This window comes from Salipiger abyssi (assembly GCF_001975705.1).
GTDB classification, from domain to species: domain Bacteria; phylum Pseudomonadota; class Alphaproteobacteria; order Rhodobacterales; family Rhodobacteraceae; genus Salipiger; species Salipiger abyssi.
This window is the reverse complement of sequence record NZ_CP015095.1, coordinates 99630-117455: the sequence shown is the minus strand read 5'-3', so window position 1 is coordinate 117455 and position 17826 is coordinate 99630. Positions and strand designations below refer to the sequence as shown.

The following is a 17826-nucleotide window of genomic DNA, read 5'->3' as shown; positions in this document are numbered from 1 at the left end:
GAGGAGACCCAGATGCTGGACGCATTGGATTCGAACTATGACGGCACGCTGGCGGATGTGCTTCAGGCCACCCGCAACGTGACAAAGCGCTACCCGCAGGAATATTACCGCGAGTTGGACCGCGTGGGCGGCTACCCGCATGAGTTCATCAAGGACGCCATGGCGGCGGGGCTCGGCGCGGTGATGGTGCCCGAGGAATATGGCGGCATGGGTCTTGGCTGCCGCGAGGCCTCGGTTGTGGTCGAGGAAATCCACCGCTCCGGCGGCACCGGCTCGATGATCCACGGCCAGCTCTTCATGATGGGCATCCTTGCCCGCCACGGCTCGCCCGAGCAGAAGATGAACGTGCTGCCCAAGGTCGCGGACGGCTCGGTCCGCCTGCAATCTTTCTCGGTGACCGAGCCCAATGCGGGCACGGATACCTCCAAGATCCAGACCCGCGCGCGCCGTGGCGGCAAGGGCTGGATCGTCAAGGGCCAGAAGGTCTGGACCTCGCGCATGGACCACACCGATATGTTCATCGTCTTTGCCCGCACCAGCGAGGCGCCCGAGGGCAAGCCGTTCCGGGGGCTGTCCTGCTTCCTCGTCGACAAGCGCGAGGTCGATCCCAAGCAGATCACGACGCGCAAGATCGACGCCATGTTCAACCACCACACCTATGAGGTCTGGTATGACGACATGGAAATCCCCGAGGACGCGCTGATCGGCGAGGAGGGCAAAGGGTTCTACTACCTGCTCGACGGGCTCAACGCCGAGCGCGTGATGATCGCCGCCGAATGCATCGGCGACGGCAAGTGGTTCCTGGAAACGGCAGTGAACTACTCCAAGGAGCGGGTGATCTTTGGCCGCCCGATCGGCCAGAACCAGGGCGTGCAGTTCCCGCTGGCGCGCGGCTATGCCAACCTGATGGCCGCCGACGCCATGCGCTGGAAGGCCGCCGAGCTCTTCGACAATGGCGAGCCTGCGGGTGCCGAGGCGAATATCGCCAAGATGCTGGCCTCCGAAGCCTCGTGGGAGCTGGGCTTTCACTGCCAGCAGACCCATGGCGGGTTCGGCCTCGCGGTGGAATACGACATCGAGCGCAAGGTGCGCGAGAACCGGGTGTTCCAGATCGCGCCGATCTCGACCAATATGGTGCTGAACTATATCAGCCAGCATGTGCTCGGCATGCCGCGCTCGTATTGAGGGCGTCATGGCGGGACTGTATTTCGAGGAATATACCGACGATTGGGAACGGGTGAGCGCCACGCGCACCATCACCGAGGAGATGGTGGCGGAGTTCGTGGCTTTGTGCGAGTTCACCTCGCCCACCTATACCGATCCGGACTATTCCCAGCGGCTTTATTCCGGGCGCCTCGTGCCCGGAATTTTCGTCCTCTCCATTGCCGAGGGGCTGATCCTGAACGACGGTCTGACCAGCAAGCGCGGCATCTACCTGCTTGGGCTGACGCCGAAATTCCTCAAGCCCAGCTTTGCCGGGGACACGATCCACAATGTGGTGACGCTGCATTCCAAGCGCCTGACCAGCAAGCCCGACCGGGGTGTGGTGGTGACCAACCACGATGTGGTGAACCAGAAGGGCGAGGTGGTGATCACCTACACCTCCACCCGGATGATCCGCACCCGCGCCTTTGTCGAGCCCGAGACCGCAGGCGCCTGAGCGGGTCGGGCGGATTGCGGCCCTTGCTCCTGGCTGCGATCCGCCGGCTGAGGCTCTGGCGCAAACTTGACAAACTTTGCCATCGGGTCCAGATTATGGGCATGGCAACGATGAACGTCTCCCTCCCCGAGCCGATGAAATCCTGGGTCGAATCCCGTACCCGGGACGGGCGCTACAGCAATGTCAGTGATTATGTGCGCGACCTCATCCGCCGCGACCAGTCGCGCCAGCAGGCCATTGCCGAGATCCAGGCGCTGGCCGACGAGGGCATGCGGAGCGGCGAGGCGCAGCCCTTCGACATGGCCGCCTTTCTCGAAAGCAAGACCGCAGGGACGCGCTGAGAGATGCTCCAGATCAGGCTGCGCCCGCGCGCGGTGGCGGATCTCGATGCGATCTGGGCGCATACGGCTGAGCGCTGGGGCACGGCGCAGGCCACGGCCTATCTCACCGGGCTCGACGCCGCCTTTACCCTTCTCGCCGAATTCCCCGAGATCGCCCGGCTGCGTGAGGCGTTCACGCCGCCGCTGCGCATCCATCCCTGTCGCGAACATCTGGTGATCTACCGCGCCGAGACGGATCACCTCGATATCCTGCGCATCGTCCATGGCCGCGCCAACTGGGCGGAGTTTCTGGCCGAATAACGCGCGAAACCGCCTCCGCCGCCCGAAGTTTCGGCAGTTACCCCTCGCGCGGGGGGCAGAGGGCGCGGCAAATCTGGAACCTGCCCGGAACGGGTGCCAAAGCTTGGCCAAAGACGTGTCCGAAGCAGGAGAGATCAAATGCCCGTCTATTTCGCGACCGCCGGTCACGAAAGATACCGGTTCGAGTCGCTTGCGGCCTTGCTGGCAGCGGCCACCCCGGCGCGCTCCGGCGATGAGCTGGCCGGCCTTGCCGCCGAGAGCGAGGTGCACCGGGTCGCGGCACGGTTCGCGCTGGCCGAACTGCCGCTGGCGGAGTTTCTCAACGAATCCGTGGTGCCCTACGAGGACGACGAGGTCACAAGGCTGATCGTCGACACCCACGACAGGGCGGCCTTTGCGCCGGTGGCGGCGATGACCGTGGGCGATCTGCGCGACTGGCTGCTTTCGGATGCGGCGGATGGCGCGGCGCTGGCGCGGCTGGCGCCGGGGCTGACGCCGGAAATGGTGGCCGCCGTCTCCAAGCTGATGCGCAATCAGGATCTGATCGCGGTGGCGCGCAAATGTCAGGTGATCACCAGGTTCCGCAACACCATCGGCGGGGCCGGGCGGCTCTCGACACGGCTTCAGCCCAACCACCCCGCCGACGATCTGCGCGGCATCGCGGTGGCGGTGCTCGACGGGCTGTTGCAGGGGGCGGGCGATGCGGTCATCGGCATCAATCCGGCCTCCGACAACCTTTCGAACTGCACCGAGATCCTCAAGGCGCTCGACGATCTGCGGCTCGATTTCGACATGCCGATGCAGAGCTGCGTGCTGACCCATGTCACCAATACCATCGAGATCATCAATGCCGGTGGGCCGGTCGATCTGCCGTTCCAGTCCATCGCCGGGACGGAGGCCGCCAATCGCGGCTTTGGCGTCGATCTCGCGGTACTGGGCGAGGCCAATGACGCCGCGCGCTCGCTGGGGCGCGGCACGGTGGGCAACAACGTGATGTATTTCGAGACCGGGCAGGGCGCGCCGCTCTCCGCCGATGCCCATCACGGCGTCGATCAGCAGACGCTGGAGGTGCGCGCCTATGGCGTCGCCCGCGCCTATGAGCCGCTGCTGGTGAACACGGTCGTGGGCTTCATCGGGCCGGAATACCTGTATGACGGTAAACAGGTGATCCGCGCGGGTCTGGAGGATCATTTCTGCGGCAAGCTGCTCGGTCTGCCGATGGGGGTGGATGTCTGCTACACCAACCATGTCGAGGCCGATCAGGACGATATGGACACGCTGATGACCCTGCTTGCGGCGGCGGGGGTGAATTTCGTGATCTGCGTGCCGGGCTCGGACGATGTGATGCTGAGCTATCAGAGCCTGTCCTTCGAGGATGCGAGCTATCTGCGCCGGACCTTCGGCCTGCGCCCGGCGCCGGAATTCGAGGCCTGGCTGGCGCGGATGGATCTGGCGCAGAGCGGCGCCGGCCCGCGCGCGCTGCCGGATCTGGGCGGGCTGGTGCAGCGCATGGGGCTGTCGTCATGAGCGAGACGGAGTTTCCCGATGTGGTGCACCGGCTGAGCGATCTCACCCCGTCGCGGGTGCGGCTCGACCCGACGGGTAGCGCCGCGCCGCTTTCGGCGGTGCTCGATTTCCAGCTGAGCCATGCCCGCGCTCGCGACGCGATCCGCAGCCCGGCAGACTGGGAAGGCATCACGGACGCGCTGACCGGGCAGGGGCTGGAGGTGCTAGACCTGCACAGCCAGGCGGAGACCCGCGACATCTATATCCGCCGCCCGGATCTGGGGCGCCGGCTTGCCGCCGACAGCCGCGCGCGTATCGCGGCCTCGGCGCCCGATCTCGCCATCGCCATTGTCGACGGGCTCTCGGCCACCGCCGTCAGCACCCACGCCGCCAATATGGTGCGCGCCATTGCCGGGGCGCTGCCCGAGATCGCCATCGGCCCGGTCGCGCTGGTGCGCGAGGGCCGGGTCGCCATCGGTGACGAGATCGCCGCCGCCATGCAGGCGCCGCTCTGCCTGGTGCTGATTGGCGAGCGCCCGGGGCTTTCGGTCTCGGACAGTCTCGGCGCCTATCTGACCTGGGATCCGAAGCCCGGCACCGCCGACAGCCGCCGCAATTGCGTGTCGAACATCCACGGCCGGGGCGGGCTGAGCTATGACCGGGCGACGGATCTTCTGGCCTTCCTGATCCGCAAGGCGCGCGAGCTCGGCGCCACCGGCGTGGCGCTCAAGGACGACCGCCCCTCGACGCCGGCGCTCTCCGCCCCCGACTAACCGCGCGGCACTATTGCGCGCCGTCCGGTGTCTCGGGCGCGGAGGAGAACGCCGCCTCGCCGATACCCAGACGCGGCGCGGCGCGGTCGAGCACCAGCTCGCTGCGCGAAAACGCGATGGGGGTGCGCAGCCCGGGCAGACCCTCGGGCGCGATGGTCATGCCGCGCGCCGCGATCTGCGCGTCGCTCAGCGCCTCGGCCACGGTGTTGATCGGCCCGCCCGGCACGCCGGCTTTTTCCAGCCCGGCGATGAGATCGGCTTTGGTGCGCTGCGCGGTCTGTTCCGCCAGCATGGCGCACAGCGCCTCGCGGTGGGCGACCCGCGCCGGGTTGGTGGCATAGCGCGGATCGTCCGCCAGCCCGTCCAGCCCCAGCTCGGCGCAGAGCGCACGGAACTGACGGTCATTGCCGCAGGCCACGATGAGATGCCCGTCGGCGGCGGGAAAGACCTGATAGGGCACGATATTCGGATGCGCATTGCCCAGCCGTTGGGGGGTGATGCCACCGAGCAGGAAATTGGTCGCCTGATTGGCCAGCACGCCGACGCCGCAATCGAGCAGCGACAGGTCCACATGCTGGCCCTTGCCCGAGCGCGCCCGCTCGGCCAGCGCCGCCTGCACGCCGATGACGCCGTAAAGCCCGGTGAAAATGTCGATCCAGGCGACGCCGATTTTCTGCGGCTCGCCCTCCGGCTCGCCGGTCAGATCCATGATCCCGCACATGCCCTGGATCAGGAAATCGTATCCCGGCTGCCGCGCGCGCGGCCCGGTCTGGCCGAAACCTGTCACCGAGGCATAGACCAGCCCCGGATTCAGCGCCGAGAGCGTCTCGTAATCGAGACCGAACTTCTTCAGCCCGCCGACCTTGAAATTCTCCACCACCACATCCGCTTCGGCGATCAGCGCCTTGAGCCGGGCGAGATCCTCGGGGTTCGAGAAATCGCAGGTGACCGAGTTCTTGCCGCGATTGGCGGCATGGAAATAGGCCGCCACCGTCTCGGTGCCGCCGTCGGGCAGGGACCGTTCGAGAAAGGGCGGCCCCCAGCGGCGGGTGTCGTCGCCCTCGGGCGCCTCGATCTTGATCACCTCGGCGCCGAGATCGGCCAGCGTCTGGCCGATCCACGGGCCGGCGAGGATGCGCGCCAGCTCGACGACCTTCAGGCCCTTGTAGGGTGCGTCACTGGACATGCGCCGGGCTTACGCAAAGGCCTGGATATCGGTGATCGCGCGGCCGAGGATCAGCGCGTGCACATCGTGGGTGCCCTCGTAGGTGTTGACCGTTTCGAGGTTCTGCGAATGGCGGATGACGTGGTATTCAATCTGGATGCCGTTGCCGCCATGCATGTCGCGCGCCTGCCGGGCGATATCCAGCGCCTTGCCGCAATTGTTGCGCTTGACCAGCGAGATCATCTCGGGGGCAAAGCGGCCCTCGTCGAAGAGCCGCCCGACCCGCAGCGCGCCCTGAAGGCCGAGCGCGATCTCGGTCTCCATATCCGCGAGCTTCTTCTGATAGAGCTGCGTCGCGGCCAGCGGGCGGTTGAACTGCTTGCGGTCGAGCCCGTATTGCCGGGCCCGGAAAAAGCAATCCTCGGCGGCCCCCATCACGCCCCAGGCGATGCCGTAGCGGGCGCGGTTGAGACAGCCGAACGGGCCGCCCATGCCCTGCACGCCGGGCAGCAGCGCCTCTTCGCCGACCTCGACATTGTCCAGAACGATCTCGCCGGTGATCGAGGCGCGCAGGCTGAGCTTGCCGCCGATCTTGGGCGCCGTCAGGCCCTTCATGCCCTTCTCCAGCACAAAACCGCGCACCTTGCCGTCATGCGCTTCGGATTTCGCCCAGACCACGAAGACATCGGCGATCGGGCTGTTCGAGATCCACATCTTGGAGCCGATCAGGCGATAGCCGCCCTCGGTCTTGATGGCACGGGTCTTCATGCCGCCGGGATCGGAGCCGGCATCGGGTTCGGTCAGGCCGAAGCAGCCGATCCATTCGCCGCTGGCGAGCTTGGGCAGGTATTTGCGCTTTTGCTCTTCCGACCCATAGGCCTGGATCGGGAACATCACCAGCGAGGACTGCACCGACATCATCGAGCGATAGCCGCTGTCGACGCGCTCGACCTCGCGCGCCACGAGGCCATAGGACACGTAAGAGGCGCCGGCGCCGCCATATTCCTCGGGCACGGTCACCCCCAGCAGCCCCGCAGCCCCCATCTCGCGGAAGATCTCGGGATCGGTCTTTTCCTCGAGATAGGCCTCTTCGACCCGGCTCAGCAGCCGGTCGCTGGCAAAGGCGTTGGCGGCGTCGCGGATCATCCGTTCGTCTTCGGTGAGCTGGTCGTCGAGCAGGAACGGATCCGCCCAGTTGAACGGGATGCCTTTGTACGAGGTCGACGACATGGGGGGTCCTCCGGAGATCGTGTCTGTGGCTTTCATGTATTCCCTGCGCTGATATCAGTGTATAGCCCCGGAAAACAGCGGTATTCCCGCATCAAAACATTCAGGAACGGAATGGATATGCGGCCACGGCGCTTTCTGCCCTCGATCAAGCTGCTGCTCGCCTTCGATGCGGTGGTGCGCCACGGCTCGGTCACCGCCGCCGCCGAGGAGCTGAGCCTGACGCAGAGCACGGTCAGCCGGCTGATCCTGTCGCTGGAAGAGCAGCTCGGGCGCGAGCTGTTCCTGCGCCAGCGCCGGCGCCTGATCCCCAACGCCGCCGCGCTCAGCTATCAGCGCGACGTGGCCCGCGCGCTCGACATGGTGCAGCGCGCCAGCATGGCGGTGGTCGCCAACCCCGAGGGCGGCACGCTGTCGCTGGCGGTGCTGCCGACCTTCGCCACCCGCTGGCTGGGGCCGCGTCTGGGCGATTTCCTGAAACGCCATCCGGGCATCGCGCTCAACATGTCGACGCGGATCGCGCGGTTCGACTTTGAGGTCGAGATCTTCGATGCGGCGATCTATTTCGGCGCGGCGGACTGGCCGGGGGCGAACCATCTCAAGCTCTTCGACGAGCGCGCGACGGCCTGCGTCTCGCCGGGCTTTGCGGCGGCGCACCGGCTGGAGAGTGTCGACGATCTGCGCGATCTGCCGATGTTGCATCTGGAATCCCGTCCCAATGCCTGGGCCGACTGGTTCGAGGGTCAGGGCGGCGCCCCCTGTCAGGGCGGCGGCATGCTGATGGATCAGTTTTCCATGATGATCCAGGCGGCGATTTCCGGGCTCGGCGTGGCGCTGCTGCCGGATTATCTCGCGCAGATCGAGATCGCCGAGGGCCGGCTGGTGCCGGTGCTGCGCCAGGCGGTGCCGATCCGGGGCGCCTATTGGCTGGTCTGGCCCGAGGCCAAGACCGCGGACGCGCCGCTCATGGCCTTCCGGTCCTGGCTGGCGGCGGAAAGCGGTGCCGAGGAAAGGGTGATCCGGGCGACATAGCATCGGATGCGCCCGGGTGGCGCATCCGGTTACTTTACATAAGACGGATTATGGGCCTTGCGCTCACCGGCAGGGTGGATTCACAAACGAAGTGCAAATTCTGTATCAAAACAGAAGTTTGCGTGGAGGACGTGGGATGGGTCGTTGCTACCTTCAGCTGAGTTTCGAGGAACGGATCAAGATTGCCAAGTGGCGTGAAGCCAAGATGCCGATACCCGAGATCGCGGATCGCCTGAGCCGCGCCCCCTCGACGATCTATCGTGATCTGAAGCGCAACCACTTCGACGGCGGCGGACTGCCAGAGCTCTCAGGATACTACGCGCTGAACGCTCAGACCATGAGCGAGAAGCGCCGCGCCCTTCACCGCAAGATGGTTCAGCACCCTCAGCTCAAAGCTGCCGTCGAGCATGGTCTCAAGGCTGGCTGGTCACCGGAGCAGATCGCCGGCCGGATGCGTCTCGAGCAGCATGGTGTCCGCGTGAGCCACGAAACGATCTATCGCTACGCCTACTCGAAGGAAGGTCGCGCCGAGCAGTTCTACCGGCACCTGCCCGAGCATCGCAGACGCCGCAGACCTCGTGGATACCGCCGGTACCAGCGCAGCCACATCTCGGATGCGCAGAACCTTTCAAACAGACCGGATCGCGTCGCCGAGCGCGTTGAGTTTGGGCACTGGGAATGTGACCTGGTGATGTTCCGCAAGGAGCACGGCAAGATCAACGTGACCTCCCTGGTGGAGCGCGTCGGCCGCTACACCGTCGTGCTGCGCAACGAGGACCGGCGATCGAAGCCGATCATGGAAGCCCTCATCCAGGGGCTCTCCGCCCTGCCCGCCGACGCACGCCAATCCATCACATTCGACCGCGGGTCCGAGTTCTCGGCATGGCAACGGCTCAAGGATGGGATCGGCGCGGACAGCTGGTTCTGCGACCCGCGGGCGCCCTGGCAGAAAGGCACGGTCGAGAACACCAACAACCGTCTTCGCAAGTTCCTGCCCCGCTCGACCGAACCGACGGCGCTGACAAATCGATATTTGAGGTCGATTTGCCAGCGCCTCAACGCGACGCCCCGCAAATGCCTGGGCTACCGAACGCCCGCCGAGGTCTTCGAGGCCAAGCTCGTGGATATCCAGAACCGACTGACGTAGAATAAGAAATCAGAATTTGCGCTTCGGCGTGAGTTCACACCGGGGCCTCTCCCGTCATTTTTCGCCGGAGAGATAGTCCTCATCGGAGACTTTTTCCATCCAGGTCACCGGGCTGCCGTCAATGCTTTCCTGAACCGCGATATGGCTCATGGCGGTTTCGGGCGCGGCGCCGTGCCAGTGCTTTTCCTCCGCCGGGAACCAGACGACATCGCCCTGGCGGATCTCCTCCACCGGGCCGCCCTCGCGCTGCACAAGGCCGCGCCCGAAGGTGACGATCAGGGTCTGCCCTGCCGGATGGGTGTGCCAGGCGGTACGCGCGCCGGGTTCAAAGGTGACATGGGCGCCGCTGGTGCGGCCCGGTTCCTCGGCGGCAAAGAGCGGGTCGACGCGGACGGTGCCGGTGAACCAGTCTTCGGGCCCCGGGTTCGACGGGGCGCTGCCGGAACGGATGATCTTCATGATATGTCTCCTGTCTTTGCGCGGTCAGCCGCGCAGTTTCTCGAAACGGTAGGTCAGCGCCGGGCCGCCGGGCTGGCCATAGGCCAGCTCTGCGGTGACCATGGCGAAGGGCTCGACGAAACGCGCATTGCGCAGCCGCCCGGTGTCGAGCGGCTCGAAGCCGATATCGCGGATCAGCCCGCCGGCCACCGCCTTTGCCTCTTCGTCATCGCCATAGACCATGAGCTGCGGGCGCGGTTCCTGGTCCTTGCGGGCAAAGACCGGGGCAAAGCTCTCGGACGGGCTGGTGTTGAAGCAGGCCACCCAGCGCGCGTCGGGGCGCATGCGGGCCAGTTCCTCGGCGCCGGAGCTCGTGGTGCCGACGACCAGCTCGGTGTCGCTCTCGTTCAGCGGCACGCAGCAGTTGAGCACCACCTGCCCGGCGAGATCGCCGGCCTGCTCCAGCACGTCGCCAACCCTCGACCAGTGCACCGACAGGAGCAGCGCATCGGCGCCCTGCACCGCCTCGGCAACCGTGCCGCTGCTGGCGCCGCTCTCGCGGGCGAGCCGGTCGAGTTTCGAGCGGCTGCGGGAATAGGCGAAACACACGTCATGGCCGCTGGCAGCCCAGAAATGGCCGAGCTTGCCGCCCATCAGCCCTGATCCGAGAATACCGATCCTCATCGCGATCTCCTTGCGGTCTCAGCCGGCGCGGTCTTCGAAGACCGCTTTTGCCACCGGCAGCGCCGAGAATACCTTGGGCCAGCCGGCATAGAAGGCGAGATGCGACAACATCGCGCCGGCCTCTTCCCGGGTCAAGCCGTTGTCCATGGCGCGGTTGAGGTGAAAGGTCATCTGTTCGGGCTGGCCGGCGGCGATCAGCGCCGCCACGGTGATCAGGCTGCGGTCGCGCGGCGCCAGATCGGGGCGCAGCCAGAGATCGCGGAACAGCAACTCGCGGGTGTTGTCCACCACGCCCATGCTGACGGCGCCGTAATTGCCCTTCACCGTCTCCTCGCGCGCGGCCTCGGCCTCTTCGTCGAGCGGCAGCAGTTCCGGATCCGCGCCCGGCAGATCCGCCGCGGCGATGCCGCGCTCGGCAAAGACCGGTGCGGCGGCCTCGGCGGCGGCGGTGGCGTTGCCCCAGCCGGTGTAGAAGGCCAGATGGGTGATCGTCTCGGAGATCTCGGCGGGGGTCACACCCGCGTCGAGCGCCAGCGCGATATGATCGGCAAGCGCGCCCGTCTCGTGCCGGGTCATCAGCGCGGCAAAGGTGATCAGCGCGCGGTCGCGGGGCGCGAGGCTCTCATCGGACCATTCCGCGCCGAACAGCGCGTCGGAAGCATAGGCGTCGAGCGCCGGGGCGACCTGCCCCACCGCGTCGGGCAGCGTGCGCGCGGCCTCCTGCGCGAATGCGGAGCTGGTCACGAGGGCGATGGCCGAGGCGGCAAAGGGCAGTTTCATCGGGGTCTCCTTCCGGGGAATGATGTCTCCCCTCCGACATGGCCCGCATCGCACAGATCTTAATAGCCCGCGCAATCACGCCACTCATGACCCGTTCTCATGAATGCTCAGCCGCGCTCGCGCAGCCCCTCCAGCACCACCTCGAAGGCCGAGGACGGGCGCTGTCGGCTGGGATAGTAGAGGTGAAAGCCCGGGAAATAGGGGCAATAGCGCTCCAGACAGAGGTGCAGCCGGCCCGCCGCCACATGCGGCTGCGCCAGCCGCTCGGGGATCAGCGCCAGCCCGTGCCCGTCCAGCGCCGCCCGCAGCACCGGGTTGATCGTGTTGAAACAGGCCTGGCCCTGTACCTTGACGCGGATCTCGTTGCCGTCCTCGTCCTCGAACTCCCAGGCATAGAGCGCGCCATGGGTGGAGAGCCGCAGGTTGATGCAGCGGTGTCCGGTCAGATCCTGCGGCACCTCGGGGCTGCCCGCCTCGTCGAAATAGGCCGGCGCGCCGACGCAGACCATGCGCTCCTCCGGGCCGATCCGCATGGCGATCATGCCGTCGCTGACCTGCTCGCCGTAACGCACGCCCGCATCGCATTGCGCGCTGGCCAGATCGGTATAGCCGTAATCCATGACGAACTCGATATTCACCGTCGGATAGCGCTTCAGCACCGGCGAAAGCTTGGGCCAGAGCAGGCTTTCGATGGCATATTCGGTGGCGGCGATGCGCACGGTGCCGGTCGGCTGGTCGCGCGCGTCGTTGAGCGCCATGAGCCGGGTTTCGATCTTTTCGAAACAGGGGTTGAGCGTGGTGAGCAGATCCTCGCCCTCGAGCGTCGGCGCCACCGCGCGCGTCGTGCGGGTCAGCAGGCGCAGGCCGAGGCGCTTTTCCAGCCCCTTGATCGTGTGGCTCAGCGCCGATTGCGAGACGTTGAGCCGCGCCGCCGCGCGGGTAAAGCTGCGCTCTTCGGCAACGGCGGCAAAGGCGATGAGATCGTTGATGTTTTCGCGCAGCATGGGCGGGCGGGCTCCGGGGGTGCGGGATCGGGTCTGCCCTTGATATATGAGGCTTGCTCATAAAGTCGATGGATTATGCGGCGCGCGGGTCCGCGGAGGCGCGTCGCCCACTCATGACCCCCGCTCATGGGTGGAAGTGTTCCGCGCGGCATGATCTCCCCGCCCGTTTCGCCTATATCCGTGACAGAGCCAGGAAAGGAGATCGCATGTCCGGCGCTATGCTCACACGGATCGGTGCGGCGCTTGCCGCCGCCTGCCTTCTCTCCGGCCCGCTGCCGGCCGAGACCACGAAAGGAGCCCCCATGACCCGCATTCAGATCGTCATCGACGACACCGTCCTGCCCGCGACGCTCGACGACAGCACCGCCGGGCGCGATTTCGCCGATATGCTGCCGCTCGACCTGACGCTGAGCGACTATCACAGCACCGAAAAGATCGCCGATCTGCCGCGCAAGCTCGACACCAGCGGCGCGCCGGCGAGCTACAAGCCCGAGACCGGCGACATCACGCTTTACGCGCCCTGGGGCAATCTCGCGATCTTCTACAAGCCGTTCCAGTCCTCGCGCGGGCTGGTGCGGCTCGGCGAGATCGACGGGCCGCTCGACGCGCTGCTGAAGGATGGCAGCTACCCCGCCCGGATCGAACTGGCGGAGTAGCCCGCGCCGCGCCCAGCCTCATCCCTTGGGTGAAAAGCCCTTTGTCTGCGCGCGGCGGCGGGTGACCCAGGCATTCACCGCGACCAGCGCCAGCACGATCAGCGGGGCGATGGCGTGGTCGTGTTCGCCGTTCAGCACCACCGTCGCCGCCGCGCTGATCATGATGCCGCCAGCGAGCAGGCTGCCCACATAGCGCGTCATCGGCGCCGCGATCAGCACCGCCGCGAGCCATTCCAGCGCGCCGGTGAGATAGTGAAAGCGCGGGGGATAGCCCCAGCGCTGATAATCCGCGACGATATCGGGCGAGGCAAAGATGTTCAGCGTGCCTCCCACGACAAAGAAGCCGGCCAGCAGCCATGCAAACAGATTTTCCCCATATGTCGGTTTTTTCATGTCCTCGACTTTCCTGTGACGAGGGGCCACGCGCCCCCCGGAATGTGCCTTGCCGCCGTACTCAGCCGGCGATGGCGGGTTCGGTGATGTAATCACCGGGATCGCGGCGCGTGCCCGCGCGCAGCCCGGCCTCTCGCAGGATCGCCCGCATGTCGCGGATCAGCCCCGGCGCGCCGCAGACCATCACCCGGTCTTGCTCCGGATCGAAGCCGGCGAGCCCGACGGCCGCGAAAAGGCGTCCGTCTCGCAGATGATCGGTGATCCGGCCCATGCGCGGCGATGCCCCGCGCGTCGTGGTGGCATAGTGCCGGAACCGACCGCCGGCGAAGCGGCGGATCAACGGATCGGTCTCGATCCCCCGCGCCAGCGCCATGCCAAAGCTCAGCCCGGTGGGCTGCGCGCAGCTCTGGGTGAGGATCACCTCATCGAATTTCTGATAAGTCTCCGGGTCGCGGGCGAGGCTCGCGAAAGGCGCGATCCCGGTGCCGGTCGCGATCAGCCAGAGCCGGCTTCCCGGCAGCAGCGCGTCGCGCACCAGCGTGCCGGCAGGTTTCGGGCGCAGCATCAGCGTATCGCCCGGGCGGAGCTGTTGCAGCGGGTCCGAGAGCCCCTCGCCCGGTCTCCGCGCAACATAGAATTCCAGCTCGCGCTGCCAGGCCGGGCTGGCGATGGCGCAGGCGCGGATGGCCGGCCCGCCGGCATTCGGCAGGCCCACCGCCGCGCTCTGGCCCGAATGGAACCGGAACCCGCGTTGCCGCGTGGTGCGGATCGAGAACAGCCGGTCGTCGTGATGCCGGACGGAAAGCACGCGCTCGGCCAGCGCGCCCTCAGGGAAAAAGCTGCTCCGGGTCGGGCTGGCGGTCATGGGAAACTCCGGCAGGGTGTCACGGGGGCGCCACATCGGGTCACAGCGGATAGACCGAATTGTAGCGGCGGTGATGCCAGACCAGCGGGCTGCGGCTGTAATCGAGCGCGATGTCGCGCACACCCCCGGCAAAGAGGATATGCCCCGCGAGGCCGATCTCGCCGATCACCGCGCAGTCCATGATCGCCACGGCCTCGTCGAGCCGGGGCTGCCCGGACTGCCAGGCGCCCCAGCTGCCCGCGTCAAAACGCTCCTCGGGCGGCAGCTTGCCGGCAAAGGCATCGGCCACCGCCTGCTGCGTCTCGGACAGCATGGCAAAGGAAAAGCCCTGCTCGCGCCGGATCAGCGCCGCCAGCGGCGAGGCCGCGTCGATGGAGACGAGGATTGCCGGCGGCTCGACGCTGAGCGACATCGCGGCGGTCACCGTGCGGCCGAGCCGCTCCTTGCCGCCGCGCGCGGTCACCACGCAGGCATTCGCCGCGAGCGAGGCCATGGCGTCGCGGAAATCGCGCCGTTCGATATCGCTGCGGAAATCGCGGTCGAGGCGCAGATCCACCGATGCGGAAATGGTCGAGATGGTCGAGGTCATGAGCCGTTTCCCGGATTGGGCGAGAACATCGTCTTGAGCTTGTCGGGCACGCCATCCATCGCGTCGGCATTCTCCGGCGGCTCGCCGCGTTCGAGGATGACGGGCCAGATCTCGGAATATTTCCGGTTGAACTCGACCCAGCGATCCATGTCCGGATCGGTATCCGGGCTGATCGCCTCGGCGGGGCATTCCGGCTCGCAGACGCCGCAATCGATGCACTCGTCGGGGTGGATGACCAGCGTGTTCTCGCCCTCGTAGAAGCAATCCACGGGGCAGACCTCGACGCAGTCCATGTATTTGCAGGCGATGCAGTTCTCGGTGACGACGTAAGTCATAGGGGTCTCTTGCTGCGGCAGAAATCCGCCCTGCCACGGACGGGGGAGCAATGATCCGTGGCAGGACGTTTCCAGCCCCGCTCAGGCGAGGTTGGATTCGGCGAATTCGTAATTCGCGAGCTTGTCGAGGAAGTTGGTCACGTAATCCGGGCGACGGTTGCGGAAGTCGACGTAGTAGCTGTGTTCCCAGACATCGAGACCCAGCAGCGCGGTGCCTTCACCGGTGGCCAGCGGGTTCACGCCGTTCGGGGTCTTGGTCACGCCGAGCGAGCCGTCGGATTTCTGGATGAGCCAGGCCCAGCCCGAGCCGAACTGGCCCACGGCGGCCGCCTTGAACGCGTCCTTGAACTGATCGACCGAACCGAAGGCCTCGACAAGCTTGGCCTCCAGCGAGCCGGGGATACCGCCACCGTTCGGCGACAGCGCGTTCCAGAAATGGATGTGGTTCCAGTGCTGGCCGGCCTGGTTGAAGATCCCGGCGCGGGCCTCGTCGCCATAGGTCATGCCGATGATCTCTTCGAGCGACTTGCCTTGCAGGTCGCCATTGGCCTCGACGAAATTGTTCAGCGCGGTGACATAGGCCTGGTGGTGCTTGTCATGGTGCAGCTCGAGCGTTTCCTGGCTCATGCCGCGTTCGGCCAGAGCGGAGTGGGAATAGGTCAGTGCGGGCAGTTCAAAAGCCATTTTCTTTCTCTCCTTCTGAGCCGGTGCTTGCGTCGCCCGACTCGTTTCGGTATTTAATCCAAGCAAGTGCTTTGAAAAATATCGGAGCGAATATGTCAAGCGACGAGTTGGAAAAACATGCCTGGACCCCGCGCGCCCCGTCCGAGCGCATCCTCATGGCGCTCAAGATGCACGGGGCGCTGACCTCGGCGCAGATGGGCCGGCGGCTGGAGATCACCGGCGAGGCCGCGCGCCAGCAGCTTGTGAAGCTGGCCGAGGACGGGCTGGTGCGCGACGAGCGCCGCTCTGCCGGGCGGGGCCGGCCCTCGACCTACTGGCACCTGACCGAAAAGGGCCAGGCGCGGTTTCCCGACAGCCACGCGGCGCTGACGGTCGAGCTGTTGCGCTCGATTCGCGAGGTGCTGGGCGAAGAGGCTCTGGACCGGATCATCAGCGCCCGCGAGGCCGGCACCCAGGCGCTCTATCGCGCGGCGCTGGCCGATGGCGGCAGCCTGCGCGACCGGGTGACTAGGCTGGCAAAACTGCGCTCCGAAGAGGGCTATATGGCCACCGCCGAAGAGGCCGGCGACGGCAGCATGATGCTGATCGAGAATCACTGCCCGATCTGCGCCGCCGCGACCATCTGCCAGGGCTTCTGCCGCTCGGAAAAAGCGGTGTTCGAAAGCGTTCTGGGCGAGGGCACCACGGTCGAGCGGGTCGAACATATCGTCAAGGGCGGGCGGCGCTGCACCTACCGGATCACCGAGGCGCGCCCATGACCGGGCATCCGCGCGCCAGCAAGGCGCCGAAACCCGCCGAGGCCATCGCCGAAGGGCTCGACGAGGCGATGATCCGCCGCGTCGTCCGGCGCTTCTATGCCATGGCACGCGAGGACGAGGTGATCGGGCCGATCTTTCGCAAATACGTGCCGGATGCGCGCTGGGAAACCCATCTGGAGGATATCGAGACCTTCTGGTGCGCCTCGCTGCTCAGCAGCCGCCGCTACGACGGCCGTCCGATGCCCCGGCATCTGGCCATCACCGAGCTCGACGATTCCCATTTCATGCGCTGGCTGGCGCTGTTCCGCCACACGGTCACCGAGCTTTGCCCGCCGCTGACAGCGGCGCTGTTCATCGACCGCTCCGAGCGCATCGCCAATTCCTTCCGCATCAATATTGCCATGCATCGCGGCGAAGACCTGGTCTTTCAGCCGCCCCTGAAACGCGAAACCTATCCGTGACACTCACAGACCAATTCGACCTCTCTGCACGCAACACGCTGGGGCTGCCGTCGCATGCGCGCCATGGCGGCATGCTGCCCGATGCCGGCGCCATGATCGAAGCGCTGGCCTTTGCCCGCGACAAGGGGCTGCCCTTCCACCTGCTGGGCGGGGGCAGCAATTGCGTGCTCGCGCCGCAGATCGAGGCGGTGGTGGGGGTCTCCGGCATGACCGGGCGGTGGATCGACACCAGCGCGCCGGATGCGGTCCGGGTCACGGCCTGCGCCGGCGAGAGCTGGCCCGGGCTGGTCGAGTGGAGCGTCGCGCAAGGCGTCAGCGGGCTGGAGAATCTCGCGGGTATCCCGGGCACGGTGGGCGCCGCGCCGATCCAGAATATCGGCGCCTACGGGGTGGAGCTTTCCGATATCTTCGAGTCGCTCATCGCCTTCGATACCGAGACCAGCGCGTTCCGGCGTTTCGACAAGGCGGCCTGCCGCTTTGCCTATCGTCACAGCCGTTTCAAGGAGATTCCGGGGCGCTATATCGTCACCGAGGTGACGCTCGCCCTGCCCCGTCCCTGGCGCCCGGTGCTGCGCTATGCGGGGCTCGACGCGCTGCCCGCGGGCAGCGACGCGCGCACCATCATGCAGGCGGTTCTGGCGCTGCGCGGCACCAAGCTGCCGGACTGGCGCGAGACCGGCAATGCCGGGTCGTTCTTTCACAATCCCATCGTGCCGGAGGCAGAGGCCGCACGTTATGCCGAGGTGCCGGGGCATGCTGTCGAGGGCGGCCGCAAGCTCTCGGCGGGCTGGCTGCTGGAGGCCAGCGGGCTCAAGGGCTATCGCTGCGGCGATGCCGGGTTTTCCGAGCAACACGCGCTGGTGCTGGTGAACCATGGCCGCGCGACCTTCGACGATGTGACCCGGCTCGCCGCAACGGCGGTGGAGCGGGTACGCGAGCGCTTCGGCGTGACGCTGGTACAGGAGCCGGTGACGCTCGGCTGAGCGGTGGGCAGATTGCCCACCCTACAGCGTCAAGCTCGGGTGAGC

General features: G+C 66.6%; 23 protein-coding genes. 12 read left to right on the top strand and 11 right to left on the bottom strand.

Going from position 1 to position 17826, the window contains the following annotated elements; translation table 11 throughout:
- Nucleotides 1-12: 12 nt before the first annotated feature.
- From Ga0080574_RS25040 to eutC, 6 genes are all read left to right on the top strand, one after another.
- Nucleotides 13-1185, top strand: coding sequence for an acyl-CoA dehydrogenase family protein (locus Ga0080574_RS25040; RefSeq protein ID WP_076706263.1), 1173 nt, complete (start codon nucleotides 13-15; stop codon nucleotides 1183-1185).
- Between the two features lie 7 nt (nucleotides 1186-1192).
- A complete protein-coding gene (locus Ga0080574_RS25035) occupies nucleotides 1193-1660 on the top strand; it encodes a MaoC family dehydratase (protein ID WP_076706262.1) in 468 nt (155 codons plus the stop codon).
- A 101-nt stretch (nucleotides 1661-1761) separates the two neighbouring features.
- Nucleotides 1762-2001: a type II toxin-antitoxin system ParD family antitoxin gene (locus Ga0080574_RS25030; protein WP_076706261.1), complete on the top strand. Its 240-nt coding sequence runs from the start codon at nucleotides 1762-1764 to the stop codon at nucleotides 1999-2001.
- A gap of 3 nt (nucleotides 2002-2004) precedes the next feature.
- Nucleotides 2005-2301 (top strand): type II toxin-antitoxin system RelE/ParE family toxin, encoded by a 297-nt coding sequence (locus Ga0080574_RS25025; protein ID WP_076706260.1) that lies wholly within the window; start codon nucleotides 2005-2007, stop codon nucleotides 2299-2301.
- A 138-nt stretch (nucleotides 2302-2439) separates the two neighbouring features.
- Nucleotides 2440-3828: an ethanolamine ammonia-lyase subunit EutB gene (locus tag Ga0080574_RS25020; RefSeq protein ID WP_076706259.1), complete on the top strand. Its 1389-nt coding sequence runs from the start codon at nucleotides 2440-2442 to the stop codon at nucleotides 3826-3828.
- Entirely contained in the window at nucleotides 3825-4580 is a 756-nt protein-coding gene (eutC, locus tag Ga0080574_RS25015) for an ethanolamine ammonia-lyase subunit EutC (RefSeq protein WP_076706258.1), read from the top strand. The genes Ga0080574_RS25020 and eutC overlap by 4 nt, the downstream gene beginning before the upstream one ends.
- Before the next feature lie 10 nt (nucleotides 4581-4590).
- Here eutC and Ga0080574_RS25010 read toward each other — a convergent pair whose 3' ends face one another.
- Together Ga0080574_RS25010 and Ga0080574_RS25005 are read right to left on the bottom strand one after the other, a co-directional pair.
- Entirely contained in the window at nucleotides 4591-5766 is a 1176-nt protein-coding gene (locus Ga0080574_RS25010) for a CaiB/BaiF CoA transferase family protein (RefSeq protein WP_076706257.1), read from the bottom strand.
- Between the two features lie 9 nt (nucleotides 5767-5775).
- Nucleotides 5776-6975, bottom strand: a complete 1200-nt coding sequence (locus tag Ga0080574_RS25005) for an acyl-CoA dehydrogenase (protein ID WP_076706256.1) — start codon at nucleotides 6973-6975, stop codon at nucleotides 5776-5778.
- Nucleotides 6976-7092: 117 nt separating this feature from the next.
- On the opposite strand from Ga0080574_RS25005, the gene Ga0080574_RS25000 reads away from it, so the two are divergent.
- Nucleotides 7093-8004 carry a LysR family transcriptional regulator gene (locus Ga0080574_RS25000; RefSeq protein ID WP_076706288.1) on the top strand — a complete coding sequence of 304 codons (912 nt, stop codon included), beginning with the start codon at nucleotides 7093-7095 and terminating at the stop codon, nucleotides 8002-8004.
- A 136-nt stretch (nucleotides 8005-8140) separates the two neighbouring features.
- Nucleotides 8141-9151 carry an IS30 family transposase gene (locus Ga0080574_RS24995; RefSeq protein WP_076706255.1) on the top strand — a complete coding sequence of 337 codons (1011 nt, stop codon included), beginning with the start codon at nucleotides 8141-8143 and terminating at the stop codon, nucleotides 9149-9151.
- Nucleotides 9152-9205: 54 nt separating this feature from the next.
- Here Ga0080574_RS24995 and Ga0080574_RS24990 read toward each other — a convergent pair whose 3' ends face one another.
- The 4 genes from Ga0080574_RS24990 to Ga0080574_RS24975 form a co-directional block, all read right to left on the bottom strand.
- Nucleotides 9206-9610 (bottom strand): (R)-mandelonitrile lyase, encoded by a 405-nt coding sequence (locus Ga0080574_RS24990; RefSeq protein WP_076706254.1) that lies wholly within the window; start codon nucleotides 9608-9610, stop codon nucleotides 9206-9208.
- Nucleotides 9611-9634: 24 nt separating this feature from the next.
- The gene (locus tag Ga0080574_RS24985; protein ID WP_076706253.1) at nucleotides 9635-10273 is read right to left on the bottom strand and encodes an NADPH-dependent F420 reductase; all 639 of its coding nucleotides are present in this window, start codon (nucleotides 10271-10273) and stop codon (nucleotides 9635-9637) included.
- An 18-nt stretch (nucleotides 10274-10291) separates the two neighbouring features.
- A complete protein-coding gene (locus tag Ga0080574_RS24980; RefSeq protein ID WP_076706252.1) occupies nucleotides 10292-11053 on the bottom strand; it encodes a carboxymuconolactone decarboxylase family protein in 762 nt (253 codons plus the stop codon).
- Nucleotides 11054-11160: 107 nt separating this feature from the next.
- Nucleotides 11161-12057: a LysR family transcriptional regulator gene (locus Ga0080574_RS24975; protein WP_076706251.1), complete on the bottom strand. Its 897-nt coding sequence runs from the start codon at nucleotides 12055-12057 to the stop codon at nucleotides 11161-11163.
- A 302-nt stretch (nucleotides 12058-12359) separates the two neighbouring features.
- Here Ga0080574_RS24975 and Ga0080574_RS24970 point away from each other — a divergent pair, with 302 nt between their 5' ends.
- A complete protein-coding gene (locus tag Ga0080574_RS24970) occupies nucleotides 12360-12713 on the top strand; it encodes a cyclophilin-like fold protein (RefSeq protein WP_076706287.1) in 354 nt (117 codons plus the stop codon).
- An 18-nt stretch (nucleotides 12714-12731) separates the two neighbouring features.
- Here the strand turns inward: Ga0080574_RS24970 and Ga0080574_RS24965 are convergent, their stop codons facing one another.
- From Ga0080574_RS24965 to Ga0080574_RS24945, 5 genes are all read right to left on the bottom strand, one after another.
- Entirely contained in the window at nucleotides 12732-13106 is a 375-nt protein-coding gene (locus Ga0080574_RS24965) for a DoxX family protein (protein WP_076706250.1), read from the bottom strand.
- Between the two features lie 61 nt (nucleotides 13107-13167).
- On the bottom strand, nucleotides 13168-13971 hold the full coding sequence (locus tag Ga0080574_RS24960; protein ID WP_076706249.1) for a ferredoxin--NADP reductase: 804 nt from the start codon (nucleotides 13969-13971) through the stop codon (nucleotides 13168-13170).
- 40 nt (nucleotides 13972-14011) lie between these two features.
- Nucleotides 14012-14560, bottom strand: a complete 549-nt coding sequence (locus tag Ga0080574_RS24955) for a flavin reductase family protein (protein ID WP_076706248.1) — start codon at nucleotides 14558-14560, stop codon at nucleotides 14012-14014.
- The gene (fdxA, locus tag Ga0080574_RS24950; protein ID WP_076706247.1) at nucleotides 14557-14895 is read right to left on the bottom strand and encodes a ferredoxin FdxA; all 339 of its coding nucleotides are present in this window, start codon (nucleotides 14893-14895) and stop codon (nucleotides 14557-14559) included. Before fdxA ends, Ga0080574_RS24955 begins: the two co-directional genes overlap by 4 nt.
- Nucleotides 14896-14976: 81 nt before the next feature.
- Nucleotides 14977-15579, bottom strand: coding sequence for a superoxide dismutase (locus tag Ga0080574_RS24945; protein ID WP_076706246.1), 603 nt, complete (start codon nucleotides 15577-15579; stop codon nucleotides 14977-14979).
- 92 nt (nucleotides 15580-15671) lie between these two features.
- Between Ga0080574_RS24945 and Ga0080574_RS24940 the strand changes: the two genes are divergently transcribed.
- The 3 genes from Ga0080574_RS24940 to murB all read left to right on the top strand — a co-directional run bounded on the left by Ga0080574_RS24940 (nucleotide 15672) and on the right by murB (nucleotide 17781).
- Nucleotides 15672-16337, top strand: a complete 666-nt coding sequence (locus tag Ga0080574_RS24940) for a helix-turn-helix transcriptional regulator (protein ID WP_076706245.1) — start codon at nucleotides 15672-15674, stop codon at nucleotides 16335-16337.
- Nucleotides 16338-16405: 68 nt separating this feature from the next.
- Nucleotides 16406-16798 (top strand): group III truncated hemoglobin, encoded by a 393-nt coding sequence (locus Ga0080574_RS24935; protein WP_076706286.1) that lies wholly within the window; start codon nucleotides 16406-16408, stop codon nucleotides 16796-16798.
- A complete protein-coding gene (murB, locus tag Ga0080574_RS24930) occupies nucleotides 16795-17781 on the top strand; it encodes a UDP-N-acetylmuramate dehydrogenase (protein ID WP_076706244.1) in 987 nt (328 codons plus the stop codon). Before Ga0080574_RS24935 ends, murB begins: the two co-directional genes overlap by 4 nt.
- The last annotated feature ends 45 nt before the right edge of the window (nucleotides 17782-17826 follow it).